The following is a 23,378-nucleotide window of genomic DNA, read 5'->3' on the forward strand; positions in this document are numbered from 1 at the left end:
CATTTGACGAGGTGTTGCATGATATTTTCATGCACTGGCTTTTAACACACTGTTGAGTTCTCAAGAAACGGACGCGTTCACCGTCAACCACCCGGCCGCACTCGCTTCGTTCGTTGTGTCTTAATTTTACCGTTTCGTCCGACTTGCTGTCAAACCGGGCGAACCAGCTACAATCTCGACCACCCCGCTTCCGGGGCAACCCTCTCAACTTACCGTGACATTTGGCCGTTGTCCAATCACCCGGTTTTTCGGATGATGCGACGCCATACCAAGTGGTGGCTGTGTTGGAGAAGGAGTGGCCCCTCGGGGCCCGTCCGCCGTCATGCGGCGTCCGGCTCGCTCCCGGGGCACAGACGAGATTAGGTCGGGATCGCCCTCACGTCAAATCTGCGTCCGGCATGTCGATCTCTGCCCCTATCCTCCACTAGGTGACCGCCACGATCGCCGCACCCGAGAGCCCGACACACGCCCTCCCCCGTACCCCGCCCTGGCTCGCCGTCGTGGCGGGCGTCGTGGCCTGCGCCGTCGCGCTCACCGGGTCGGGCGGCGCGACCCTCAACGGGGACGAGCTGGCCACCCTCAGCGCGGCCAGGCGCGGCATCTCCGGCATGTGGGAGCTCGCGCAGCACATCGACGGCCACTTCCTGCCCTACTACGTGTTCATGCACTTCTGGACGGCGTTCGGCGAGGCGGAGCTCTGGCTGCGGCTGCCGTCGGCCGTGGCCATCGGCGTGGCCGCCGCCTTCCTGGTCTGCCTCGGCCGGCGCCTGCACGGGACGACTGCGGGCCTGACGGCCGCGGCGCTGTTCGCCGTGCTTCCCTCGGTCTCCTACTACGGCGCCTTCGCCAGGTCCTACGCCTTCGCCGCCGCGGCGGTCACGATCTCCTTCTGGTGCCTGCACCGTGCCCGGTGGGTGCGGTACGCGATGTCCGTGGCTTTCGTCGGCTGCACGCACCTGTTCGCCGTCCTGGTCCTCCCCGCGCACCTCGCCCTGCTCCGCAGGAGCACCGCGAGCGCCACGAGCGCCGGAGGCACCGCGAGCGCCAAGAGCGTCGGAGTCACCGCGAGCGCCAGGGGCCCCTGGGGCATGGTCCTGGCCATGGCGGCCGGGTTCGTCCCTGCGGCCGTGCTGGGTCTCATCGGGTACGGCGAGCGCCACGCGATCAGCTGGATCCCCCAGCGTGGCCCCGAGGTGCTGCTGAAGTTCCCCAAGATGGCGGCGGGGGCGAGCGGGATCGGCCTGCTGCTGTTCGCGGTCGCGCTCGCCGGTGCCGTCCTCATGATCAGGAGGGACACCCGGTGGGGCCTGGCACTGTCCGGCTGGCTGCTGCTCCCGCCCGTGCTGCTGCTGGCGGTCTCCCACCTGGTGACACCCGTGTACGTGGACCGCTATCTCTTCGTCACCGCTCCCGCGCTCGCGCTGCTGGCGGCGATCGCGGTGGCCGAACTGCCCCGCTTCGCCGTGCCGGCAGCCGTGGCCCTCACGGTCGCCGCGGGTGCGCTGGCCGTACCGCAGCACGGGGAGATCAGGGAGCCGAACGGCCGCTTCGAGGATGTGCCGTGGGCGATCCGGCGGATGAAGCTCGAGCCCGGTGACGCGATCGTGTACGGCCAGAGCTCGCTGCGCACCGGCTTCGACTACTACGCCGCGGCTGTCATGCCGGACGACGTGCTGCGGGAGGGCACGGCGCCGGCCGCCGACAGTTTCGCCTACCCCGAGAAGGTGGACGTCGCCGCCGCGCTCGCGGGCCGCGACAGGGTCTGGCTGGTGTGGCGCGGCGCGAAGGACGCCGACCTGCCGGCGATCGAGAAGGTACGGCAGGCGGGCTTCGACCGGGCCCAGGCCTGGCACTCGGCCGACATCCCCGGCCTGACGGTCTCCCTCTACACGCGAAAGGCGGGCCTGCCCTGAGGGCAGGCCCGCCGGCGGTCGGGCGGGTCAGCCGACGATGACGCCGCCGATCGACTTCTTGCCGCGGCGCAGGACGAGGAACCGTCCCTGGATCAGGTCGTCCGCGCCGGGCGTGAACGCCTCATCGGTGATCTTGACGTTGTTGAGGTACGCCCCGCCCTCCTTGATCGCGCGCCGGGCCGCCGACTTCGACTCGACCAGGCCACTTTCGGCCATAAGGTCGGCGAGGGTCGGGCCGAGCGTGGCGACCCTGGCCAGCGGGACCTCCGCCAGCGCCGCCTCGAGCGTCGCGGCGGGCAGGTCCTCGAGCGTGCCCTGCCCGAACAACGCCTTGGAGGCGGCGACGACCGCGTCGAGCTCGGCCTTGCCGTGCAGCAGCTCGGTGAGCTCCTCGGCCAGGGCTCGCTGCGCCTCGCGGGCGAAGGGCCGCTCGGCGACGGCCTTCTCCAGTTCCTCGATCTCCTCGCGGCTGCGGAAGGTGAACACCTTGAGGTAGTGGATCACGTCGCGGTCGTCAGAGTTGAGGAAGTACTGGTAGAAGGCGTAGGGCGAGGTCATGGCCGGGTCGAGCCACAGCGCGCCGCCCGCCGTCTTGCCGAACTTGGTGCCGTCGGCCTTGGTGATCAGTGGCAGGGTGAGCGCGTGAACGTGCCCGCCCTCGACGCGGCGAACCAGGTCGACGCCCGCGGTGATGTTGCCCCACTGGTCGCTGCCGCCGATCTGCAGCGTGCAGCCGTGCCTGCGGTACAGCTCCAGGAAGTCGTTCGACTGCAGGATCTGGTAGCTGAACTCGGTGTAGCTGAGTCCCTCACCGGCCAGGCGCGCCGAGACCGACTCGCGGGCCAGCATGCGGTTGACGGGGAAGTGCTTGCCGATGTCGCGCAGGAAGTCGATCGCGGACAGCTCGGCGGTCCAGTCGAGGTTGCTGACCATGAGCGCGGGGTTGGGCTGGATCTCGAAGTCGATGAAACGCCCCACCTGGCCGCGCAGCCGCTCCACCCATCCGGCGACGACGTCACTGGAGTTGAGCGCGCGCTCGGAGTTGCGTCCGCTGGGGTCGCCGATCAGCCCGGTGGCGCCACCGACCAGGCCGATGGGCCGGTGGCCGGCCAGCTGGAAGCGGCGCAGCGTCAGCAGCGGCACGAAGTGACCGACGTGCAGCGAGGCCGCGGTCGGGTCGAAGCCGCAATAGACCGTGATCGGCCCCTTGGCCATGGACGCCCTGAGGGCGTCGAGGTCGGTGGACTGCGCGATCAGGCCTCGCCACGCGAGGTCGTCGAGGATGTCGGTCACGATTCCGGCTTTCCCAACATGTAGTGGTTGACGGGGACTAGCCTGCCCGATACACACGCATCCTCGCCACTTGGATACGCTCGGTGTCCATGTGGAAGGTCCGTCGCGAGCTGGCCGTTCTCAAGATCCTAGGGGCTCTGGCCTGTGCCGGGCTCGGCGTCTACTGGTACCTCGGCGGCGACGTGCGCGGCGTCGTCCTGGCCGTCCCCGCGACCCTGCTGGTCGGCGCGATGGCGGCCAGGGACGTGATCGCCCCTGTACGGCTGGCGGCCGACGAGAGCGGCATCACGGTCGTGCACGGCTTCGCCGGCAGACGGCACGTCCCCTGGGACCAGATCGAGGACGTGCGCGTCGACGTGCGCACGCGGTTCGGGCTGCGCAGCGAGATGCTCGAGATCGACACCGGCGACCACCTGCACCTGCTGAGCGGCTACGAGCTCGGCGGCGCCTCCTGCACGGAGGTCGCGGCGTTGTTGCGCCGCCGCGGCGTGTGAGCCCGGTACGGCGAGACGGTCGGCTCCCCCTCGATCCAGAACCGCCACGGCGTGTCGGCGGCGCTGGAGATTCCCGTCCTGGGTCCTGAGCGGATCTCCGGAGCCGGCTCTCCTTCGAGCACCCGGCCGATCATGTCCAGCCCGTTGTCGGCCCTGCCGAGGCCGAGCGCGGTCGCCAGCCTGGCGGGGCCGCGCGCGAGGTCGCGGTCCTTGGCGGCGGGCCGACGGGCGCGGGCCAGGGGCAGGCCGGTCACGATCTCGCCGGCGCGCAGCAGCACCGCCGAGCCGTGTCCCTCGGGCAGGCAGACGAGGTTGGCGCAGTAGTGCATGCCGTAGGTGAAGTAGACGTACAGGTGGCCGGGCGGGCCGAACATGACCGCGTTGCGCGGGGTCTGCCCGCGGTAGGTGTGGGAGGCGGGGTCCTCCCCCGGCAGGCCGTACGCCTCGACCTCGGTCAGCCGGACGCCGACGTCGCCGTGCACGAGGACGCACCCGAGCAGGTCGGGTGCGACCTCGTGGGCGGGGCGGTCGAAGAAGTCCCTGGTCAGACGTTGGACGCCCATGCCGCCTGCACGTCGACGGTCTCGCGCAGGGCGGCGATCTGGTCGCGGACCCTGTCGGGGGCCGTGCCGCCGTGCGCCTTGCGCGCGGCCAGGGCGCCCGGCACGTTGAGGACGTCGCGGACGTCCGGCGTCAGGTGCGGCGACACCTTGGCCAGGTCCTCGTCGCTCACGTCGCCGAGGTCGACGTCGTTGACCTGGCAGTAGACGACCAGGTGACCGACGGCCTCGTGCGCCTCGCGGAAGGGCACGCCCTTGCGGACCAGCAGCTCGGCCAGGTCCGTGGCCAGGGCGAAGCCGTCGGAGGCGGTCGCCGACATGCGGGCGGTGTTGACGCGCATGGTGGAGACCAGCCCGGCCACCGCGGGCAGCACGACGAGCAGCGTGTCGACGGTGTCGAAGACCGGCTCCTTGTCCTCCTGCAGGTCGCGGTTGTAGGTGAGCGGCAGGCCCTTGAGCACGGTCAGCAGCGTCATGAGGTTGCCGATGAGGCGGCCGGACTTGCCGCGGGCGAGCTCGGCCACGTCCGGGTTCTTCTTCTGCGGCATGATCGACGAGCCGGTCGAGTAGGCGTCGTCCATCTCGATCCAGCGGAACTCCTGCGAGGCCCACAGGACGATCTCCTCGCCGAGCCGCGACAGGTGGACGCCGATCATCGCGGCGTCGAACAGGAACTCGGCGGCGAAGTCGCGGTCGGCGACGGCGTCCATCGAGTTCGGCGCGGCGGCGTCGAAGCCGAGCTCGGCGGCGACGACGACGGGGTCGAGCGGCAGCGACGAGCCGGCCAGCGCGCCGGAGCCCAGCGGCGAGACCGCGGCCCGCTTGTCCCAGTCGATCAGGCGGTCGATGTCGCGTGCGAAGGCGTGCACGTGCGCCAGCAGCTGGTGGCCGAAGGAGACCGGCTGGGCGTGCTGCAGGTGGGTCATGCCGGGCGCCGCCGTGTCGGCGTGGTCGGCGGCCTGGGCCAGCAGCGCCGTCTCCAGCTCCACCAGCCTGGAGACGATGGTGCGGACGTGGTCGCGGAGGTAGAGCCGCAGGTCGGTGGCGATCTGGTCGTTGCGGCTGCGCCCGGCGCGCAGCTTGCCGCCGAGGGCGCCGAGCCGCTCCAGCAGCCCCCGCTCCAGCGCGGTGTGCACGTCCTCGTCGGCGACCGTCGGCCGGAACTCACCGTTCTTGCAGGCGCGCTCCAGGTCGTCGAGCGCGCCGATCATGCGCTCGAGCTCGTCGTCCGTCAGCAGGTCCGCCCTGTTCAGCACGCGGGCGTGCGCCCGCGAGGCCATCAGGTCGTACGGCACCAGCCGCCAGTCGAAGTGCACGCTCACCGACAGCCGAGCCAGCGCGTCGGCGGGGCCCGACTCGAAGCGCCCGCCCCACAGCCTCATCGGCTTGCCATCACTCACCGTCATACCCTCCGTCTTCTCCGCGAAGTCCCACGCGATCCTAGCCATGCTTCACGTCACGGGCTGCAGCGATCTTGGACGGCAGGCTCCACAGCTGGACGAATCCCTTGGCGAGCGACTGGTCGAAGGTGTCGCCGGTGTCGTAGGTGGCCAGCGAGAAGTCGTACAGCGACTGCTCCGAGCGCCGGCCGGTGACGACCGCGCGGCCGCCGTGCAACGTCATCCTGATGTCGCCGCTGACGTACTTCTGCGCCTCGGCGATGAGCGCGTCGAGGGCGTGCTTGAGCGGCGAGAACCACAGGCCGTCGTAGACGAGTTCGCTCCAGCGCTGGTCGACGCCGCGCTTGAAGCGGGCCAGGTCGCGTTCGACGGTGACGTTCTCCAGCTCCATGTGCGCGGTGATGAGCGCGATGGCGCCGGGCGCCTCGTAGACCTCGCGCGACTTGATGCCGACGAGCCGGTCCTCGACCATGTCGATCCTGCCGACGCCCTGCGCGCCGGCCCGCCTGTTCAGCTCGTCGACGATCTGGAACGGCGTGAGCAGCCGCCCGTCGAGGGCGACCGGCACGCCGCGCTCGAAGGTGATGACGACCTCGTCGGCCTCGCGCGGCTCGGCCGGGTCGGCGGTGTAGGCGTAGATGTCCTCGGTGGGACCGTTCCAGATGTCCTCGAGGTAGCCGGTCTCGATGGCCCTGCCCCACAGGTTCTGGTCGATCGAGTAGGGGTTCTTCTTGGTGGTCTCGATCGGCAGGCCCTTCTCCTCGGCGAAGGCGATGGCCTTGTCACGGGTCCAGGCGAAGTCGCGGGCGGGCGCGACGACCTTGAGGTCGGGGGCCAGCGCGGCCAGGCCCGCCTCGAAGCGGACCTGGTCGTTGCCCTTGCCGGTGCAACCGTGGGAGACCGTGGTGCCGCCGAACTGCTTGGCCGCCGACACCAGGTGCTTGACGATCAGCGGGCGCGACAGCGACGACAGCAGCGGGTAGCGGTCCATGTAGAGCGCGTTGGCCTGCAGCGCGGGGACGCAGAAGTCGGCCGCGAACTCGTCCTTGACGTCGATCACCACGGACTCGACGGCGCCGCAGTCGAGGGCGCGTTTCTGGATCACGTCCATGTCCTCGCCGCCCTGACCGAGGTCGACGGCCACGGCGATGACCTCGGCGTCCATTTTCTCGGCCAGGAACGGAATGGCGACGGAGGTATCCAGCCCTCCGGAGAAGGCGAGCACGACTCTCTCAGACATGATCATGGTCCTTTGCGGTTGGCGATGTTGAGCAGGCTGCCCGCGAGCGCCTGGCCCCCCTGCGGGTCACGGCTGATGACCAGGATGGTGTCGTCTCCTGCCACGGTGCCGAGGATGGACTCCCAGTCGGCGTGGTCGATGGCGGAGGCGAGGAACTGGGCGGCGCCGGGCGGTGTCCTGACGATGACGAGGTTGGCCGAGGCCTCGGCGGAGACGAGCAGTTCCTCGGCGATCCGGTTGAGCCTGGCGGCGGGCGACTCGCCGGTGCCGAGGCGGGCCAGCGGGATGCGCCCGCCGCCCTCGCCGGGTAGGGCGTAGACCAGCGAGCCGTCCTCCGCGCGCAGCTTGAGGGCGCCGAGCTCGTCCAGGTCGCGGGAGAGCGTGGCCTGGGTGACCTCGACCCCGCTCTCGGCGAGCAGCTTGGCCAGCTCCGGCTGGGAGCGCACGGCCTGGCGCTGCAGCAGCTCGGTGATCTTGGCCTGTCGCGCCACCTTGGTCATGGGGATGGTCATCGGGACTCCTTCGCCGGTGCCGTCACCAGCCACTGCAGGAGCGCCTTCTGCGCGTGGCGGCGGTTCTCCGCCTGGTCCCACACCACGCTGCGGGGGCCGTCGAGCACCTCGGCGCTGATCTCGTAGCCGCGGTAGGCGGGCAGGCAGTGCAGCACGACGGCCTCGGGCGCGGCGTGGGCCAGCAGCGCGGAGTTCACCTGGTACGGCATGAGCGCCGCGACGCGCTCATCCTTGCCGTCCTGCCCCATGGACACCCAGGTGTCGGTGGCGACGACGTCGGCGCCGTGCGCGGCGACCACCGGGTCCTGGCGGACGGCGACGGTGCCGCCGGTCTGTTCCGCGATCTCCGCGGCCCTGGCCAGGATCGCGGGATCGGGCTGGAAGCCGGACGGCGCGGCGATCCGCACGTGCATGCCGGCGGTGGCGCCTCCGAGCAGGTAGGAGTGGGCCATGTTGTTGGCGCCGTCGCCGAAGTAGGCCAGCGTCAGCCCCTCGGTCCTGCCGAAACGCTCCCTGACGGTCTGCAGGTCGGCGAGGATCTGGCAGGGGTGGTACTCGTCGGTCAGGGCGTTGACCACGGGCACGCCCGAGGCCGCGGCCATGGCGTCGATGCGCTGCTGGGCGCCGGTCCGCCACACGATGGCGGCCACCTGGCGCTCCAGCACCTTGGCGGTGTCCTCGATCGGCTCGCCGCGGCCCATCTGGGACGTGCCGCCGTCGATGATCATGGGGAGGCCGCCCAGCTCGCCGATGCCGACGGCGAAGGAGACACGCGTCCTGGTGGACGGCTTGTCGAACAGGACGGCGACGGTCCTGGGGCCCGCGAAGGGGCGGTAGCCGTACGGGTCCTTCTTCATCGCCGCGGCCAGGTCGAGCACCTCGGCCTGCTCGGCGGGCGAAAGGTCGTCGTCCTTCAGGAAGTGCCGGACGGGTGGTCTAGTCACGGGAGGCCTCTTCGAGGATGGAGGGGAGGGCGGCGACGAAGGAGCGGATCTCCTCGGCCGTCACCACCAGCGGAGGGGCGAGCCGTACCGCGTCGGGCTGCAGGGCGTTGACCAGGAATCCGGCGTTCTGGGCGGCCTGCTGCACCTTGCCGGAGACCGGCTGGTGGAGCACCAGCGCCAGCCAGAGGCCGCGGCCGCGCACGCCCTTCAGCAGCGGGTGCCGCACCTCCTCCAGGCCCGACCACAGCAGGTCGGCGGCCCGGTTGACGTGGTCGAGGTCGACGTTGTCCAGGACGGCCAGCGCGGCGGCGCAGGAGACCGGGTTGCCGCCGAACGTCGAGCCGTGATCGCCCTTCTCGAACAGCGTGCCGGCGAAGCCGAAGCCCACGCACGCGCCGATCGGCAGCCCGCCGCCCAGGCCCTTGGCCAGGGTGAGGATGTCGGGCACGACGCCGTCGGCCTGGTGGGCGAACCAGTGTCCCGTCCGGCCGATGGCCGACTGGATCTCGTCGGCGACCAGCAGCGCCCCCGTCGCGGTGCAGATCTCGCGGGCGGCCTTGAGGTAGCCGTCCGGCGGCGGCACGACGCCCGCCTCGCCCTGCGTGGGCTCGAGGAAGACGGCGATGCAGTCCTCGGTGACGGCCTGGGCGAGCGCGTCGGCGTCGCCGTACGGCACGAAGCGGACCTCGACAGGGAACGGGCCGAACTGGTCGCGGATGGCCTTCTTGCCGGTCAGCGACAGGGCGCCCATGGTGCGGCCGTGGAAGCCGTTCTCGGTGGCGACGAAGTAGGAGCGGCCGGTGGCCTTGCCGTACTTGACCGACAGCTTGTAGGCGGCCTCGTTCGCCTCGGTGCCGGAGTTGGCGAAGAAGATCCTGGCGGGCTCCTTCAGCAGCTCCAGCAGCTTCTCGGCGAGCAGCACCTCGGGCTCGTGCAGGAACAGGTTGCTGGTGTGGGCGATGGTGGCCACCTGCCGGGAGACCGCCTCCACCAGCGCGGGGTGGGCGTGGCCGAGCGAGTCGACCGCGATCCCGCCGATGAAGTCGAGGTACGGCCGGCCGTCGACGTCCCACACGGTGGTGCCCTCGCCTCGGGCCAGAGCCAGCGGCGGGACGCCGTAGTTCGGCATGAAGGCGTTCTCGAACCTCTGATACAGGTTCATCAGGGCATCACCATGGTTCCGATTCCGTGGTCGGTGAAGATCTCGAGCAGCAGGGAGTGGGGCACGCGGCCGTCGAGGACGTGCGCCTGCGGCACGCCGCCCTGCACGGCCGTCAGGCAGGCCTCCATCTTGGGCACCATGCCGCTGGACAGCGTCGGCAGCAGCTCGGCCAGCTCGGCCGCCTTGAGCCGGTCGATCACGTCGGTGTCCTCGGGCCAGTTGGCGTACAGGCCCTCGACGTCGGTGAGCACGATCAGCTTCTGCGCGTCGAGCGCGACGGCCAGCGCGGCGGCGGCGGTGTCGGCGTTGACGTTGTAGATCTCCCCGTCGTCGCCGCGGGCGACGCTGGAGACGACGGGGATGCGGCCGTCGTCGAGCATCGCCCGGACCGCGCCGGGCTCGACCCTGACGATCTCGCCGACCTGGCCGATGTCGACCGGCTCGCCGTCGACGACGGCGTGCTTGCGCTCGGCGGTGAACAGGTGGGCGTCCTCGCCTGACATGCCGACGGCGAACGGGCCGTGCCGGTTGATCATGCCGACGACGTCGCGGTTGACCTGGCCGACCAGGACCATCCTGACGACCTGCATGGCCTCGGACGTGGTGACCCGAAGCCCCGCGGTGAACGTCGACTCGATGCCCAGCCGGTCGAGCTGGGCGTTGATCTGCGGCCCTCCGCCGTGCACGACGACGGGCTTGAGGCCCGCGTAGCGCAGGAAGACGATGTCCTCGGCGAAGCCCTCCTTGAGGGAGTCCTCGGTCATGGCGTTGCCGCCGTACTTGATGACGACGGTGGCGCCGCTGAACCTGGCCAGCCAGGGCAGCGCCTCGATCAGCGTGCTCGCCTTGGCGAGCGCTCCGTTGGCCCTCATGAGCTGTACGCCGAGTTCTCGTGGACGTAGGCGGCGGTCAGGTCCGTCGTGTGGATGGTCGCCGAGTGCGGTCCTGCCGACAGGTCGATGGTGATGGTGACGTCGCGGGGACGCATGTCGACCTTGGCGCGGTCGTCGCCGACGGCGCCGCCCCTGCAGATCCAGATGCCGTTGATGGCCACGTTGATCCGGTCGGGCTCGAAGACCGCGTCGGTGGTGCCGACCGCCGACAGGACGCGGCCCCAGTTGGGATCCTCGCCGTGGATGGCGCACTTGAGGAGGTTGGAGCGGGAGACCGTACGGCCGACGGTGACCGCGTCGTCCTCGCTGGCCGCGCCGACGACCTCGATGGCGATCGCCTTGGAGGCGCCCTCGGCGTCGACCAGCAGCTGCCGCGCCAGGTCGGCGCAGACCTCGGTGATCTTCTTCTCGAACTCGTCGAGGTCGGGGATGATGCCGGAGGCGCCGCTGGCCAGCAGCAGCACGGTGTCGTTGGTGGACATGCAGCCGTCGGCGTCGAGCCGGTCGAAGGTCTTCGACGTGGCCTTGCGCAGCACCGTGTCGAGCTGCTCGGCCGACAGGTCGGCGTCGGTGGTGATGACGCACAGCATGGTCGCCAGGGCGGGGGCGAGCATGCCGGCGCCCTTGGCCATGCCGCCGACCATGTAGCCGCCGTCGCCGCGCTTGAAGGAGATCTTGGAGACGGTGTCGGTCGTGCGGATCGCGTCGGCCGCCGCCAGGCCACCGTCGCGGGAGAGCTGGGTGGCGGCGCTGTCGACGCCGGCCAGCAGCCGGTCCATGGGCAGCCGCTCGCCGATCAGGCCGGTGGAGCACACCGCGATCTCGCCGGCCGAGTCGGCCAGCACCTCGGCGACCTTCTCCGCCGTGGCGTGGGTGTCCTGGAAGCCCTCGGGACCCGTGCAGGCGTTGGCGCCGCCGGAGTTGAGGACGACCGCGCGCACCCTGCCGCCGGCCAGGACCTGCTGTGACCACAGGACGGGGGCGGCCTTCACGCGGTTGGCGGTGAAGACGCCCGCCGCGGCGCGGCGGGGCCCCTCGTTGACGACGAGGGCCAGGTCGCGGTGACCGCTGGCCTTGATGCCCGCGGTGATGCCTGCGGCCTTGAATCCGAGGGGTGCTGTGACGCTCATGCGTCCTCCTTCGTCGGACGCATGAGCGTCAACGCACAGTGTTTGATGGTTCCCTCGCCACGCTCGCTCACGGGGCGACTCCGTTCTGAGGAAGGCCGAGCTCTTCTGGTAGGCCGAGGGCGAGGTTGACGCTCTGGATCGCGCCGCCCGCCGTGCCCTTGGTGAGGTTGTCGATGGCGATGACGGCGACCACGCGGCCGGCTCGCTCGTCCAGCGTGACCTGCAGGGCCGCGGTGTTGGCGCCGTAGGTCATCGCGGTGGCGGGCCAGGTGCCTTCGGGCAGCAGCGTGACGAACGGCTCGTCCTTCAGCGCGCTGTCGTAGGCCTCGCGCAGCGTGGCGGTGGTGAGGCCGGGGGCGGCGGGAGCCGTGCAGGTCGCGAGGATGCCGCGGCTCATCGGGGCCAGCATCGGGGTGAAGGCGACGGTGACGGGGACACCCGCCACGGCCGACAGGTTCTGCTCCATCTCGGGCGTGTGGCGGTGGACGCCGCCGACGCCGTAGGCGCTGACCGAGCCCATGACCTCGCTGCCGAGCAGGTGCGGCTTGAGCGCCTTGCCGGCGCCGCTGGTGCCGGTGGCGGCCACCACGACCACGTCGGGCTCGGCGAGCCCTTCCGCGAAGGCCGGGAAGAGGGCCAGGGTGACGGCCGTCGGGTAGCAGCCGGGTACGGCGATGCGCCGGGCGGCCTTGAGCAGGTCGCGCTGGCCGGGAAGCTCGGGCAGGCCGTACGGCCAGGTGCCCGCGTGGGCTCCGCCGTAGAACTCCGCCCACGCGGCGGGGTCGGCGAGCCGGTGGTCGGCTCCGCAGTCGACGACCACCGTGTCGTCGTCGAGCTGGGCGGCGACCGCGGCGGACTGGCCGTGCGGGAGGGCGAGGAAGACCACGTCGTGGCCGGCGAGGGTCTCGGCGGTGGTTTCCTGAATGATCCGGCCGGCCAGCTGGGGCAGGTGCGGCTGGTGGGCGCCGAGCGGGCTGCCCGCGCTCGTGGCCGCGGTCAGCGCGCCGATCTCCAGCTCAGGATGCATGAGCAGCAGGCGCGCGAGCTCACCTCCGGCATAGCCGCTGGCTCCGGCGATCGCCACACGCTGCATAATCATTCACCCTTACTCATGCTCTTGCTTAGAAAGATTATGCATGCGAGTCGATGAACATGCAAGCAAGCTCGGCCTGCGCGCCCGCATCGCGAGATGGGACTAAACACCCAAAGAGTGCATAATCACTCAGAATTGAGGATCTAGCGTCACGTACCTACCGGTCGGTACTGTGAAAACTCCGGTTCACAGACCCTGCGGGAGTTCTTGCCCATGAGCATCACGCACACCCAGGTCCAGGCCCAGCTCACGGCGGCGGGCCAGCTGTTCGAAACCGAGGCGCTCGACTCCGGGATCCGTACGTGGAAGCACGCACCCGGACACTTCCGCACGATGCTCGAGAACAGTCGGTTCCAGGGCGAGAAGGACTTCCTCGTCTACGAGGACGAGCGGATCAGCTACGAGGAGCACTACCGGCAGGCGGCGACCCTGGCGCGCAGGCTCACCGAGGAGTACGGCGTCGCCAAGGGTGACAGGGTCGCGATCGCCATGCGCAACTACCCGGAATGGGTCGTCTCCTTCTCCGCCGTGCTCGCCGCGGGGGCGATCGCCGTACCGCTGAACGCGTGGTGGACCGCGCAGGAGCTCGACTACGGGGTCACGGACTCGGGCGCCAAGGTGCTGATCGCCGACGGCGAGCGCGCCGAGCGGCTGGCCGGCACAGGCGTGCCGCTGATCGTCACCAGAGGGTCGGGACACGGCAGGCCGTGGAACGAGGTCATGGGCGAGGTCAGGCCGGACGTGACGCTTCCCGAGGTGGAGCTGTCGCCCGAGGACCCGGCCACGATCTTCTACACCTCCGGCACGACGGGGCTGCCCAAGGGGGCGCTCGGCAGCCACCGCAACCTCGGCCAGGCCCCGATGACCGTCGCCTACTCGCTGATCAGAGCGGTCGTCATGGCGGGCAAGGACCCGTCCGGCCTGACGGGTGAGCGGCGCGTGACGCTGCTGACCGTGCCGCTGTTCCACGTGACGGGCTGCTTCGCCGTCCTCATGGGCACCATGTTCACCGGAGGCGCTCTCGTGCTCATGTACAAGTGGGACCCCGAGCGGGCGCTGCAGCTCATCGAACGCGAGCAGATCACCGGCATGACCGGCGTGCCCACCAACGCCTGGCAGCTGCTGTCGCACCCCGATGTGGGCAAGTACGACCTGTCGTCCCTCACCGGCATCTCGTACGGCGGCGCCCCCGCACCGCCCAAGCTCATGGAGCGCATCAGCGCCGAACTGCCGGGCCGCGCACCGAGCAACGGTTACGGCCTGACGGAGACCACGGCCCTGACGATCAACAACGCGGGCGCCGACTACGCCCGCAGACCGGACAGCATCGGACTGCCCTCCGCCGTCGTCGACGTGCGCGTCACCGACCCCACAGGCGCGCCGCTGCCCGCCGGCGAGGTGGGCGAACTGTGCCTGCGGGGACCCAACGTCATCCTCGGCTACTGGAACAAGCCCGCGGCGACGGCCGAGACCTTCATCGACGGGTGGCTGCACACCGGCGACCTGGCGCGGGTGGACGACGAAGGCTTCGTGTACATCGTCGACCGGGCGAAGGACATGGTGATCCGCGGCGGCGAGAACGTGTACTGCGCGGAGGTCGAGGCGGCGCTGTTCGAACACCCGTCCGTGGACGACGCGGCGGTGATCGGCGTACCGCACGACGAGCTCGGCGAGGAGGTGGGCGCGGTGGTCCGGCTGTCGGCCCCCGCCACGGCCGAGGAGCTGACGGCGTTCCTGAAGGAACGGATCGCCGGGTTCAAGGTGCCTGCCCACTACTGGTTCAGGGACAGCGAGCTGCCGCGCAACCCGGGCGGCAAGATCCTCAAGACCCGGCTGCGCCAGGAGGTCCTGGGCCCCGACCGACCCTGATGCCCGGCTCCTACTGACCGGCCCTACTGAGCGCTGACCGGCCCTGCTGAGCGGCCCGAGGCCCGCTCTTCCGTCCCCCCTTGCCCCGTGAGCTCATCCCTCCGGCCAGTGCCCTTCCCCCCCCTTGACCCGCGCTCATCCCCTCGAAACCGCGCCCTTCCACCCCCCTTGACCCCCTTGACGCGCGCTCATCCCCTCGGGCCCGCGCCCTTCCGCCCTCTCGACCCGCGCTCTTCCACCCTCTCGACCCGCGCTCTTCCACCCCTCTTGACGCGCGCTCATCCGCGCCCTCGGTGGGTGGAAGAGCGTTCTTATTTTGCTTTGTCGCAGGTCAGCGCGCCACAGGCGGTCGTCGTTACCTCCCGCGTAATCGCCGCCTTGATGTCCCTGATGACACGGTTGCACCACCGGAACGAAACACCCTTCCGAAGGAGCACACGATGACCACCATCCCCGTCACCGCCGACCGCGCCAAGTTCCTGCGCCTGGCCCTGGCCGCGGACGCCATCATCACCGGCGGCAACGGGCTGATCTACCTGCTGGCCGCCGCCCCCGTCGGCGCGCTCCTCGGCGCCGACGCCGGCGTCCTGCGCGAGATCGGCGTCTTCCTCCTCGTCTACGGCGCGGCGGTCGGCTTCCTCGCCAGCCGGGCGACCATCAGCAGGGCCGCCACCCAGGCCGTGATCGCCCTGAACATCGTGTGGACCCTCGGCAGCGTCGCCACCGTCGTCACCGGCCTCATGGACTTCACCACCATCGGCGCGATCTGGGCCATCGCCCAGGCGCTCGTGGTGGCCGGCTTCGCCGAACTGCAGATCATGGGCCTGCGCAAGGCCGCCTGACCCCCTCACCGACCCGACCCTCTCACCGACAGGAAAGGACGAGAACACCATGACCATCGTCGAGCGCTACCTGGCCGCCTGGAACGAGACCGACGCCGAGGCCCGCGCCAAGGCCGTCGCCGAGCTCTGGACCGAGGACGCCACCTACACCGACCCCATGGCGGACGTGGCCGGCCACGAGGGCATCGCCGCGGTGATCGCCGGAGCCCAGGAGATGTTCCCCGGCCTGGTCTTCACCCCCGGCGAGCTTGACGACGCCCACCACGACCTGGTCCGCTTCACCTGGCACCTCGGCCCCGCCGGCGGCGAGGCGCTGGCCGTCGGGTTCGACGTGGTGAAGCTCGCCGAGGACGGCAGGATCCGCCAGGTGCTCGGCTTTCTCGACAAAGTGCCCGGCTGAGCGATCCACTCGAAGGCCCCCGGACCCCGGGGGCCTTCGTCATGCTCGGACCCTCACGCGGAGGCCGTCACACCGGGCCATCCGGCGGGGGCCCATCATGTGGGGCCATCACGCGAAGGAGCCATCGGCTGGGAAGCCATCACGCGAGGGAGCCGTCACGCGGAGGGGCCATCACGCGGAGGGGCCATCACGTGGGAGGCCATCGCGTGGGAGGCCATCACGCGAGGGGCCGGCACGCCGGCGCTTCCTCCTGCCGGGCGGTGGAAAATCCTTTGCGCCGGCCCGCGGCCCCGAAACAGAATGAACCCTCGTGTCCGACCGACTCAAGCGCCTGCTCGCCCACTTCGCCATCGACCTGGGTCCGCTGCGCGAATCCCGCGACTATCGGCTGCTGATGGCCTCCGGCGTCATCACCATGTTCGGCACGTTCATCACGATGGTCGCGGTGCCGTACCAGATGAAGGAGCTGACCGGCTCCTACGTCGCGGTCGGCCTGGTGAGCCTGGCGGAGTTCGTGCCCATGGTGATCTGCGGGCTGTGGGGCGGCGCGATCGCCGACTCGCTCGACCGGCGCAAGGTCATCCTGCTGGGCGAGGTCGGGCTCATGGTGACCTCGGCGCTTCTGATGGTCAACGCGATCCTGCCCGAGCCGCAGGTGTGGGTGCTGTACGTGGTCGGCGCGCTGTCCACCGGTCTGGCCAGCCTGCAGCGGCCGAGTCTGGAGGCGCTGATCCCGCAGGTGGTCAGGCACGACCAGCTGGGTTCCGCGGCCGTGCTGGCCAGCCTGCGCTGGAACATCGGCGCCATCACGGCGCCCGCCCTCGGCGGCCTGCTGGTGACCACGTTCAGCGTCGCCACCGCCTACGCGGTCGACACCCTCAGCTTCGTGCTCTCGCTGCTGCTGCTGTGGCGGATCGCGGCTGTCCCGCCGAAGGAGGACGCCGCTCCGGCCTCGCTGAGCTCGCTGGTCGAGGGCGTCCGCTACGCCGTCGGCAGGCGCGACCTGATGGGCACCTATCTGGTCGACGTCGCCGCGATGGTGTTCGCCATGTCGACGGCGCTGTTCCCGTTCATCGTCGACCACTACGGCGCTCCCCAGGCGCTCGGCCTGCTGTATTCGGCCGGCGCGGTCGGCTCGCTCGTCGCCTCGCTCACGGGGGCCTGGGCGGCGCGCGTGCAACGACAGGGACTCGGCGTGATCCTGGCGGCGGCGCTGTGGGGGGCGGCGATCGCGCTCGCGGCGGTGATCCCCAACATCTGGGCGATCTTTCTCTGCCTGGCACTGGCGGGCGCGGCCGACATGGTCAGCGGCATCTTCCGGATGACCATGTGGAACCAGACCATCCCGGAGGAACTGCGCGGCCGCCTGGCGGGCGTCGAGCTGCTCTCCTACGCCAGCGGCCCGATGCTCGGCAACGCCAGGGCCGGGCTCATGGCGCAGGCCGGAGGCGCCCGGTTCTCCCTGGGGTTGGGCGGGCTGCTGTGCGTGGGCTCGGTGGCGCTGCTGGCGTGGCTGCTGCCGTCCTTCCGCACCTACGACGCCAGGACCAGCGAACACGCGCTGGCCGAGAAGGCACGCCGCGAGGCCGCCACCTCCCAGGCCTGACGCCGACGTGCGGCCCTGCCGGCCCCAGCCGCCCGGGCCCGGGTCCGCGCCGCCTCGGCGGTGCCACCCCGGCGGAGCACGCCCGCTGATACCGCCGCCCGGGGCATACCCGGTGGTACCTCCGACGCAGCCTGCCCAGTGGTGATACCACCGCTACGACCGGCCCGGCGACAGGACACGTCCCCAGCCGGCGCGTGCCCAGTGATGCCGCCCGGGCCTTCCCGGCGGCACGTCGCCGCTCGGGGAGGGCATGCCTGGTGACCTGCCATCGGGTACCGGCCATGAGACGGCACGCCCCATGATCAACTGCCGGGGCGGCAGTCGCAGCGCGGCACATCGCCAGTCGAAGGCACGCAGATGACCTACCGCCGGGGCGCCGTCGAGGCGGCACGCCGTCGGTCGAGGGCATGCGTGATGGTCTGCCGCCGGGGCGTCGGGAACGCCCGGGAAGGACGAGCGGCGAAGGCGTGGCGCTAGGCGGGTCTGCCCTCGGCTTTCCCGAACGCGTGCAGCGCCTCCACGTCGGAGTGGAGTCCGGTGACGTAGTCGGCCACCCACCCGGCGACCCCGGGGAAGCCGCTCTCCTCGACGATCCGTGCGCCTGCCGCTCGTGCGTCGAACAGGGTACGGCGGAGCGTGACGGCGCCGCTTCCCGCGTCGAGCAGGGCCCAGTGGGCGCCCGCCGTGCCGTACGGCATGCCGACCGAGCCTGGATTGACCACCAGCCTGCGGTCGACCAGCCTGACGAACGGCATGTGCGTGTTGCCCAGCACGACCGTGTCCGCCCCGACACCGTCGAGCACTTCGGCCCAACGCTCGATCGTGCTGTCGACCAGGATCATCTCGTCGTCACGCCGGGGCGTGGCGTGCACGAACAGCGTCGTGCCCAGGGCGCCGAGATCCAGTTCGCGCGCGTCCGGCAGGCCCGCCAGCAACTCCACCTGGTCATCGCGCAGCTGCCGGCCGGCCCACTGCGAGATCGGGTAGGCGCTCGGCTCGCCGCGGGCGACCTCCACCAGCTCCCGGTCGGCGTTGCCGTTCACCCACAGCGCCCGCTCCCCCAGCGAGACCAGCAGGTCGAGCGTCTCAACGGGTTGCGGGCCCGCGGCCATGTCACCGGTGAGGACGAGCAGGTCCGCCGCCACAACGTCGGGTTCGGCCAGCACGGCCTCCAGCGCGGGCAGGACACCATGGATGTCGGACAGTACGGCTACACGCATGACGTTCACGCTGCCGGATCGCCCGCGCGCCCCTCAAGGGCTTTCGCCCGCGGCGGACCGCCCGGTCGCCCGCACCCTCGGGTCAGCCGCTCCGCGTCCCCTCAGGCATCACCACCGCGGGCGATCAGCCGCTTTCGCGCCAGCCCTCGCGTTCCTCCACCAGCGCGTCGACCCGCGGAAGGTGCTCCTCGCCGAGCCCTTCGACGACGACGAGCCACTGCGCGTCCTCGGCGTCGTCCTCCCCGGCGAGCGTCTCCCTGACGACGGCAGGCACACCGCCGAGCCGCGGGAACCATTCGACCAGCGTCTCGGCCACCTCTTCGGCGTCGTCACGCTCGGAGAACACCAGCAACTGCCTCATGGACGGCAAGCCTAGAGCCCGGCCCTGCCTCCTCGTTCTCCGGGCGTGAGCGGCGTAGATCACCTACCGTGGGCCCATGGCGTCCGACGCGGTGACACCGGAGACGACTCGCTCGCTACCCGGTTGGGTCTTCCCTCCGGCCGAGGGCTTCGCCGCCGAGCACCTCGATCACCTTCCGGATCTGCCTGCGCGCACGGAGTTGATTGACGCAAGCTTGGTGTTCGTGAGCCCACAGCCGTCCCTCCACATGCGCACGCTCTCGCTCCTGGAGTTCGAGCTGCGACGCCAGGCTCCGGGCACGCTCAAAGTGCGCAGGCACATGAGCGTCGTCCTCGGCCCGGCCCAGCGGCCCGAGCCTGACGTGAGCATCGTCCGCGCCGAGGCGGCGCACGGCGAGGAGACCTCCTACCAGGCGGCCGACGTGCTGCTCGCCGCCGAAGTGGTGGCGCCGGACTCTCTCGTGCGCGACCGCGAGCGCAAGCCGCAGCTGTACGCGGAGGCGGGCATCAGGCACCACTGGCGGGTCGAGAACGACGCACATGGTCCCGTCGTCTACGTCAACGAGCTCGACCCCGCGACCTGCGCCTACGGGCTCACCGGTATCCACCACGACCGGTTGAAGCTCACCGTCCCGTTCGACCTCGACATCGACCTCACCGAGATCGCCCGGCTCTGAGATCGACCGGCGCTGAGATCAATCGGCTCTGAGATCTGGACGAATCCGCGAGCCGGGCGGCACGAAGGTCGCCACGAAAAAAGGGGGCCCCGAGGGGCCCCCTTTCACTGTCTCTCCTACGCCCCGCGCAGTTGCGCGCCGACCCGGTCGGCGGCCATCGCGACGGCCGCGTCGCGGGCGGCGGTGGTCTCCTCCACCGTCAGCGTGCGGTCGGCGGCGCGGAAGCGCAGCGTGTAGGCCAGCGACTTGTTGCCCTCGCCCACCTGCGCTCCGGTGTAGACGTCGAACAGCCGCACCGACTCCAGCAGCTCGCCCGCGCCGTCACGCAGCGCCGCCGCCACGTCCGCGACCGGGGTCCAGTCGGGGACGATCAGCGCGACGTCCTGCGTGGCGATCGGGTAGGAGGAGACAGGGGGCGTCTCGACCGGCCCCGGCATGGCCTGCTCGAGGCGGGTGAGCTCCAGCTCCATGGCGCAGGTGCGCGGCGGCAGGCCGTAGGCCTCGACCACCCTGGGGTGCAGCTCTCCCGCATGGCCCACGAGGACGTCGCCCACGTAGAGGGCGGCGCACCGGCCGGGGTGCCACGGCTCGTGCTGGTCGGCGACCACGGCCAGCTCCACGCGGGCCTCGCTCGCCACGAGCCGCGCGGCCTGTACGGCGTCGGCCCAGCCGGCCTGGCGGCCCTGGCCCCACCAGCCGGAGCGCTCGAACTCGCCGGCCAGCACGACGGCCACCCGCTGCGGCTGCCTGGGCAGCGCCGACTCGATCGACTCGAGCTCCTCGGGAGAGGGCCGGCGGTCGACGCCGAGCACGGGCGCCTTGACGGGCGTGCCCTCACCGGGCCGGTAGACCAGGCCGGTCTCGAACAGCGCCACGTCGTTGAACCCGCGGCCCACGTTGCGCACCAGGGTCTTGAGCAGGCCGGGCAGCAGCGTGGTGCGCAGCAGCGGCTCGTCCTCCGACAGCGGGTTGGCCAGCCGTACGGCACGACGGCGGTCGTCGCCCTCGGGCAGCTGCAGGTGGTCGAGGTCGCGCTCGCCGAGGAACGGGTAGGCCAGCACCTCGACGTAGCCGGCGGCGGCCAGCGTGCGGCCGACCCGCCGGTGCAGCCGCTGCGCCTCGGTCAGCCCGGCGCCCGCCGGAGCCTTGGGCAGGATCGAGGGCAGGTCGGCGTAGCCCTCGAGGCGGATGACCTCTTCGGCCAGGTCGTTGGGGTCGGTGAGGTCGGGGCGCCACGACGGCGGCGTGACCGTGATCATGTCGTCGCCCGTCACGGCCAGCAGCCCGTCGGTGTCGCCGCCGGAGACCACGCCCGTGGGGTCGACACCGCCGCGCTGCGGCGCCGGGTCGGCGCCCGGCACGACCTGGCAGCCCACCTGCTCCAGGCGGGTGACGACCGTCTCGCGGGAGTACGGCACGCCGGCCACGGCCCCCGGGTGGGAGGTCGGGATGGCGATCCGCACGGGCGACACCTCGCTCTGGGCGTGGGTGACACCCGGGACGGCGGTGGCACCGCCCAGGGAGGTCAGCAACTGCACCGCCCGCCACGAGGCGACCAGCGGCAGCTCGCGGTCGACGCCGCGCTCGAAACGCTTGGACGCCTCCGACACCAGGTTGTGCCGACGGGACATGCGCGCCGTGCCGGTGGCCGAGAAGTGGGCCGCCTCGATCACGATGTCGGTGGAGTCGTCGGAGATCTCGGTGTGCAGGCCGCCCATGGTGCCCGCCATCGAGATCGCGCCCGAGTCGTCGGTGATCAGGATGTCGTCGGTGTCGAGCTTGCGGACGACGTGGTCGAGCGTCTCCAGCGTCTCGCCGGGGACGGCGCGCCGTACGACGATCTCGCCGGTCAGCTTCGTGCGGTCGAAGGCGTGCAGCGGCTGGCCGAGCTCCAGCATCACGTAGTTGGTGATGTCGACGGCCAGCGACACCGGACGCATGCCGGCCCTGGTGAGCCTGGTGCGCATCCACAGCGGGCTCGGCGCGGACGGGTCGAAGCCGCGCACCTCGCGCAGCACGAACCTGTCGCAGGACGTCGGGTCGCCGATGGAGGCGGGGTGGGACGGCTCGGTGTCGGCGGGCAGCTCGATCGCCGCCGGGTCATGGAACGGCACGCCGAAGGCGGTGGCCGCCTCGCGGGCCACGCCCCTAATCGACAGGGCGTAGCCGATGTCGGGGGTGATCTCCAGCTCGAGCACGTCGTCGCGCAGGCCGAGCAGCTCGACCACGTCGGTGCCGATCGGGGTGTCCTGGGGCAGCACCATGATGCCGTCGTGGTCGTCGCCGAGGCCGAGCTCGCGCTCGGAGCAGATCATGCCCTCGGACATGCGGCCGTAGGTCTTGCGCGCGCCGACCTCGAAGCCGCCGGGCAGCACGCCGCCGGGCAGCACGATGGGCACCCTGTCGCCCACCACGAAGTTGGTGGCGCCGCAGACGATCTGACGCGGCTCGGCCTCGCCGACCTCGACCATGCAGTGGCGGATCGGCTTCTTGAACCCGGTCAGCTCCTCGATCGAGAGCACCTCGCCCACCACGACGTTCTTCACGTCATGGCCGTGGGAGCTGATGCTCTCGAGCTTGAGGCCGGCGGCGGTGAGCTTGTCCGCCACCTCGTGCGCGGTGACGGCGGGGAGGTCGACGTGCTCCCGCAGCCAGGAAAGCGGGACCTTCATCAGATCTCCATTCCGAACGGGAGGGTGAAGCGGACATCGCCCTCGACCATGTCACGCATGTCTTCGGCGTTGTGGCGGAACATCAGCGTCCGCTCGATGCCCATGCCGAAGGCGAAGCCGGAGTACTTGCGCGGGTCGACGCCGCAGGCGACGAGCACGCGCGGGTTGACCATGCCGCAGCCGCCCCACTCGATCCAGCCCTCCGACTTGCAGGTGCGGCAGGGCGGGTTGCCGGGAACGGCCGAGGCACCCCTGCACACGAAGCACTTGAGGTCCATCTCGGCCGAAGGCTCGGTGAAGGGGAAGTAGTTGGGCCTGAACCTGGTCGTGATGCCCTCGCCGAACATGACCTCGGCGAAGCGGTCGAGCGTGCCCTTGAGGTGGGCCATCGTCAGGCCCTCGTCGATCGCCAGCCCCTCGACCTGGTGGAAGACCGGCGTGTGGGTGGCGTCGAGCTCGTCGGTGCGGAAGACCTTGCCGGGCGAGACGACGTAGACCGGCACGCCCCGCTGCAGCAGCGCCCTGATCTGCACCGGGGAGGTCTGGGTGCGCAGCACCTTGCCGGAGTCGGTGGACTCGACGAAGAAGGTGTCGTGGTCGGAGCGCGCCGGGTGGTCGGTCGCGATGTTGAGCGCGTCGAAGTTGAACCACTCGCCTTCGAGCTCGGGGCCCTCGGCGACCTCGTAGCCCATCGCGACGAAGGTGTCGGCGATGCGTTCCTGCATGGTCGTGAGCGGGTGGCGGGCGCCTCGGGGCGCGCGGTCCCAGGGCAGCGTGACGTCAACCGTCTCCTCGACGAGGACGCGGGCGTCGCGCTCGGCCTCCAGCTCGGCCTGGCGCGCGGCGAGGGCCTCGTTGATCGCCTTGCGGGCGCCGCCGATGCGCTTGCCCGCCTCGGCGCGGGCCGCGGGCGGCAGGGCGCCGATCTCGCGGTTGGCCAGCGCGATCGGCGAGCGGTCTCCGGCGTGTGCGAGGCGCACCTGCTTGAGTGCGTCGAGATCGCCCGCCGCCTTGATCGCGGCGACGGCCTCGGCCTCCATGCGCGCCAACTCGTCGGCGTGCAGAGGGGTGACCTCGACGGGGTCGTAGTCAGACAAG

The 23,378-nt window shown here is 71.0% G+C and carries 21 protein-coding genes; 7 read left to right on the plus strand and 14 right to left on the minus strand.

The features are described from left to right. The first annotated feature begins 428 nt into the window (after positions 1 to 428). The gene (locus tag ABZX22_RS22140; protein ID WP_354912019.1) at positions 429 to 1,913 is read left to right on the plus strand and encodes a glycosyltransferase family 39 protein; all 1,485 of its coding nucleotides are present in this window, start codon (positions 429 to 431) and stop codon (positions 1,911 to 1,913) included. Between the two features lie 27 nt (positions 1,914 to 1,940). Here the strand turns inward: ABZX22_RS22140 and tyrS are convergent, their stop codons facing one another. Further along, a complete protein-coding gene (gene tyrS, locus ABZX22_RS22145) occupies positions 1,941 to 3,206 on the minus strand; it encodes a tyrosine--tRNA ligase (protein ID WP_354912021.1) in 1,266 nt (421 codons plus the stop codon). A gap of 89 nt (positions 3,207 to 3,295) precedes the next feature. Between tyrS and ABZX22_RS22150 the strand changes: the two genes are divergently transcribed. Beyond that, positions 3,296 to 3,700: a PH domain-containing protein gene (locus ABZX22_RS22150; protein ID WP_354912023.1), complete on the plus strand. Its 405-nt coding sequence runs from the start codon at positions 3,296 to 3,298 to the stop codon at positions 3,698 to 3,700. On the opposite strand, the gene ABZX22_RS22155 is transcribed toward ABZX22_RS22150, so the two are convergent. The 9 genes from ABZX22_RS22155 to argC form a co-directional block, all read right to left on the minus strand. Next, entirely contained in the window at positions 3,637 to 4,263 is a 627-nt protein-coding gene (locus ABZX22_RS22155) for a DNA-3-methyladenine glycosylase (RefSeq protein ID WP_354912026.1), read from the minus strand. The genes ABZX22_RS22150 and ABZX22_RS22155 overlap by 64 nt on opposite strands. Then, a complete protein-coding gene (gene argH, locus ABZX22_RS22160) occupies positions 4,245 to 5,666 on the minus strand; it encodes an argininosuccinate lyase (protein ID WP_354912029.1) in 1,422 nt (473 codons plus the stop codon). The genes ABZX22_RS22155 and argH overlap by 19 nt, the downstream gene beginning before the upstream one ends. Positions 5,667 to 5,700: 34 nt before the next feature. After that, on the minus strand, positions 5,701 to 6,900 hold the full coding sequence (locus ABZX22_RS22165) for an argininosuccinate synthase (protein WP_354912032.1): 1,200 nt from the start codon (positions 6,898 to 6,900) through the stop codon (positions 5,701 to 5,703). 2 nt (positions 6,901 to 6,902) lie between these two features. Further along, positions 6,903 to 7,412 (minus strand): arginine repressor, encoded by a 510-nt coding sequence (locus ABZX22_RS22170; RefSeq protein WP_354912034.1) that lies wholly within the window; start codon positions 7,410 to 7,412, stop codon positions 6,903 to 6,905. Next, on the minus strand, positions 7,409 to 8,356 hold the full coding sequence (gene argF, locus ABZX22_RS22175; protein ID WP_354912037.1) for an ornithine carbamoyltransferase: 948 nt from the start codon (positions 8,354 to 8,356) through the stop codon (positions 7,409 to 7,411). Before argF ends, ABZX22_RS22170 begins: the two co-directional genes overlap by 4 nt. Beyond that, on the minus strand, positions 8,349 to 9,518 hold the full coding sequence (locus ABZX22_RS22180; RefSeq protein ID WP_354912038.1) for an acetylornithine transaminase: 1,170 nt from the start codon (positions 9,516 to 9,518) through the stop codon (positions 8,349 to 8,351). The genes argF and ABZX22_RS22180 overlap by 8 nt, the downstream gene beginning before the upstream one ends. Continuing rightward, positions 9,518 to 10,390, minus strand: a complete 873-nt coding sequence (argB, locus tag ABZX22_RS22185) for an acetylglutamate kinase (protein WP_354912039.1) — start codon at positions 10,388 to 10,390, stop codon at positions 9,518 to 9,520. Before argB ends, ABZX22_RS22180 begins: the two co-directional genes overlap by 1 nt. Next, on the minus strand, positions 10,387 to 11,541 hold the full coding sequence (argJ, locus tag ABZX22_RS22190; protein ID WP_354912042.1) for a bifunctional glutamate N-acetyltransferase/amino-acid acetyltransferase ArgJ: 1,155 nt from the start codon (positions 11,539 to 11,541) through the stop codon (positions 10,387 to 10,389). The genes argB and argJ overlap by 4 nt, the downstream gene beginning before the upstream one ends. A 67-nt stretch (positions 11,542 to 11,608) precedes the next feature. After that, positions 11,609 to 12,634 (minus strand): N-acetyl-gamma-glutamyl-phosphate reductase, encoded by a 1,026-nt coding sequence (gene argC / locus ABZX22_RS22195; RefSeq protein ID WP_354912045.1) that lies wholly within the window; start codon positions 12,632 to 12,634, stop codon positions 11,609 to 11,611. A 213-nt stretch (positions 12,635 to 12,847) separates the two neighbouring features. Between argC and ABZX22_RS22200 the strand changes: the two genes are divergently transcribed. The 4 genes from ABZX22_RS22200 (at position 12,848) to ABZX22_RS22215 (ending at position 17,351) form a co-directional block, all read left to right on the plus strand. Further along, entirely contained in the window at positions 12,848 to 14,503 is a 1,656-nt protein-coding gene (locus ABZX22_RS22200) for a class I adenylate-forming enzyme family protein (RefSeq protein ID WP_354912047.1), read from the plus strand. 440 nt (positions 14,504 to 14,943) lie between these two features. Continuing rightward, a complete protein-coding gene (locus ABZX22_RS22205; protein WP_354912050.1) occupies positions 14,944 to 15,345 on the plus strand; it encodes a hypothetical protein in 402 nt (133 codons plus the stop codon). 49 nt (positions 15,346 to 15,394) lie between these two features. Further along, positions 15,395 to 15,745 (plus strand): nuclear transport factor 2 family protein, encoded by a 351-nt coding sequence (locus ABZX22_RS22210; RefSeq protein WP_354912053.1) that lies wholly within the window; start codon positions 15,395 to 15,397, stop codon positions 15,743 to 15,745. A 310-nt stretch (positions 15,746 to 16,055) separates the two neighbouring features. After that, the gene (locus tag ABZX22_RS22215; protein ID WP_354912056.1) at positions 16,056 to 17,351 is read left to right on the plus strand and encodes an MFS transporter; all 1,296 of its coding nucleotides are present in this window, start codon (positions 16,056 to 16,058) and stop codon (positions 17,349 to 17,351) included. Between the two features lie 473 nt (positions 17,352 to 17,824). Here the strand turns inward: ABZX22_RS22215 and ABZX22_RS22220 are convergent, their stop codons facing one another. Both ABZX22_RS22220 and ABZX22_RS22225 read right to left on the minus strand, forming a co-directional pair. Beyond that, entirely contained in the window at positions 17,825 to 18,571 is a 747-nt protein-coding gene (locus tag ABZX22_RS22220; RefSeq protein WP_354912058.1) for a metallophosphoesterase family protein, read from the minus strand. A 124-nt stretch (positions 18,572 to 18,695) separates the two neighbouring features. Further along, a complete protein-coding gene (locus ABZX22_RS22225; RefSeq protein WP_354912061.1) occupies positions 18,696 to 18,932 on the minus strand; it encodes a hypothetical protein in 237 nt (78 codons plus the stop codon). A gap of 76 nt (positions 18,933 to 19,008) precedes the next feature. Here ABZX22_RS22225 and ABZX22_RS22230 point away from each other — a divergent pair, with 76 nt between their 5' ends. Beyond that, entirely contained in the window at positions 19,009 to 19,608 is a 600-nt protein-coding gene (locus tag ABZX22_RS22230; protein WP_354912064.1) for a Uma2 family endonuclease, read from the plus strand. Between the two features lie 116 nt (positions 19,609 to 19,724). Here ABZX22_RS22230 and ABZX22_RS22235 read toward each other — a convergent pair whose 3' ends face one another. Then, positions 19,725 to 22,280 carry a phenylalanine--tRNA ligase subunit beta gene (locus tag ABZX22_RS22235; RefSeq protein WP_354912067.1) on the minus strand — a complete coding sequence of 852 codons (2,556 nt, stop codon included), beginning with the start codon at positions 22,278 to 22,280 and terminating at the stop codon, positions 19,725 to 19,727. Continuing rightward, positions 22,280 to 23,320, minus strand: a complete 1,041-nt coding sequence (pheS, locus tag ABZX22_RS22240; RefSeq protein WP_354912496.1) for a phenylalanine--tRNA ligase subunit alpha — start codon at positions 23,318 to 23,320, stop codon at positions 22,280 to 22,282. The genes ABZX22_RS22235 and pheS overlap by 1 nt, the downstream gene beginning before the upstream one ends. Positions 23,321 to 23,378: the final 58 nt, after the last annotated feature.

The organism is Nonomuraea sp. NPDC003804, from assembly GCF_040610675.1.
GTDB lineage: Bacteria > Actinomycetota > Actinomycetes > Streptosporangiales > Streptosporangiaceae > Nonomuraea.